This window comes from Sandarakinorhabdus sp. (assembly GCF_031422795.1).
Lineage (GTDB): Bacteria > Pseudomonadota > Alphaproteobacteria > Sphingomonadales > Sphingomonadaceae > Sandarakinorhabdus.
On sequence record NZ_JANPML010000258.1, the window covers coordinates 1 to 2,152 of the forward strand.

Annotated in this window: 2 protein-coding genes; both read left to right on the plus strand. The window is 64.0% G+C overall.

Annotation, left to right across the window (positions count from 1 at the left end; translation table 11 throughout):
• Positions 1-569: DUF2059 domain-containing protein (locus tag RMO81_RS09310; RefSeq protein WP_310475561.1), on the plus strand; the 569-nt coding region annotated here is incomplete at its 5' end.
• Positions 566-2,152: glutamate synthase central domain-containing protein (locus tag RMO81_RS09315; protein ID WP_310475562.1), on the plus strand; the 1,587-nt coding region annotated here is incomplete at its 3' end. The genes RMO81_RS09310 and RMO81_RS09315, both read left to right, overlap by 4 nt.

Consider the following 2,152-nt stretch of genomic DNA (forward strand, 5'->3'; position numbering starts at 1 on the left):
GTCTTGCCGGTACGGCGTTTGCCCAAGCCAAGGCTCCCGCGCGTGCGCCTGCAGCCGCCATCGATCCGGCAACGCTGCAATCGGCTGCCGCCGTGGTGGCGCAATTGGGGTTGAAAACCAAATTACAGCAACAGATGGCGCAGAGCATCGCGCAGATGAAAACCGGCGCCGTGATCCGCGCCATGCTGGCCCAGCAGCCCGGCTTCATCCCGGCCTATCAAGCCAACAAGGCAAAATTTGATCCGGTGCTGGCCAAGGCCGGCACGATCCAGGCCGAAATCGCCCAGGGCGTCGTCAACCAGAACCTCAACAATGTCGTCAATGCCGCCGCCCAGGCCTATGCCCGCCAGTTCACCAAGGCTGAACTTGATGCGATGCTGATCTTCTACCGCAGTGCGCTGGGCCAGGCCCTGCTGCGCAAGGAACCGGCGGTTGCCGCCGCCATCGCCAATGCCAATGGCCAGTTGATCGGCGCCAAAATCGACTCCGCCATGCAGGCCAATGCCAAACGCATTGGCGCCGCCCTCGCCCCGCTCAACAGCAACCCGCAACAGGCAAGCAAGCCATGACCCAGCTGCCCGCTCCGTTTACCGCTTCTGCCGAAGAACGCGCCCGCATCGCCGATGTCGGCATGTATCGCCCCGATCTGGAAGGCGATGCCTGCGGCGTTGGTTTGGTGGCGGCCACCGATGGCCGGCCGCAACGCCGGGTGGTGACGGCGGCCATCGATGCGCTGAAGGCCGTGTGGCACCGCGGCGCGGTTGATGCCGATGGCAAGACGGGGGACGGCGCGGGCATATTGGTCGAAATCCCGGTCGATTTCTTCCACGAACATGTCGAACGCCACGGCCAGAAGCCGGCGCGCGGCCTGCTGGCGGTGGGCCAGGTGTTCCTGCCGCGCACCGATCTGGCGGCGCAGGAAGCCTGCCGCACCATCGTCGAATCCGAAATCATCGGATTTGGCTACAAGGTGTATGGCTGGCGGCAGGTGCCGGTGGATATCAGCTGCATCGGCGACAAGGCGATGCTGAGCCGGCCGGAGATCGAGCAGATCATGATCGCCGGGCCGGGCGGTTTGGATGAAGCGGTCAAGGAGCAGTTCGAGAAGGACCTCTACCTGATCCGTCGCCGCATCGAGAAGAAGGTGATCGAGGCCCAGATCCAGGGTTTCTATTTCTGCTCGCTGTCGTGCCGCACACTGATCTACAAGGGCCTGTTTCTGGCGGAATCGCTGAGCGTCTTCTATCCCGATCTCAACGACGAACGTTTCGTCAGCCGTTTTGCCATCTACCATCAGCGTTATTCCACCAACACCTTCCCGCAATGGTGGCTGGCGCAGCCGTTCCGCACGCTGGCGCACAATGGCGAAATCAACACCATTCGCGGCAATTCGAACTGGATGAAAAGCCACGAGATCAAGATGGCCGCCGCTGCCTTTGGTGAACATTCCGAAGACATCAAGCCGCTGATCCCGGCCGGCGCATCCGACACGGCGGCGCTGGATGCGGTGTTCGAAGCCTTTGTGCGGTCGGGCCGCGATGCGCCGACGGCCAAGCTGATGCTGATCCCGCAGGCCTGGCAGCGTGATGCCAGCCTCGATCCCGCCACGCGCGCCATGTATGCCTTTTTCGCCTCGCTGATGGAGCCGTGGGATGGCCCGGCGGCGCTGGCGATGACCGATGGCCGCTGGGTGGTCGCCGGCCTCGATCGCAACGCGCTGCGGCCGATGCGGTATTGCCTTACCCGCGATGGCCTGCTGATCACCGGTTCGGAAGCCGGCATGGTGGTGGTGCCGGAAGGCGACGTTGTGCAGAAGGGCGCGCTCGGCCCTGGCGAAATGATCGCGGTCGATTTGGATGCCGCGCCGTCGAAGTTTTACTCCGATGCTGAAATCAAGGCCAAGGTGGCCGGCGCGCAGGATTATGCGTCGCTGGTCGCGGGCTTCACCAATTTCGAGGATCTGCCGGGCCGCGCCAAGCCGGAACCGGCGGCAGAGTTCGACCGAGACGGCCTGCGCCGCCGCCAGGTCGCCGCCGGCCAGACGCTGGAAGACATGGAACTGATCCTTGCCCCCATGGTGGAGGATGCCAAGGAAGCCGTTGGCTCGATGGGCGATGATGCGCCGCTGGCGGTGATTTCCGAAAACGCCCGC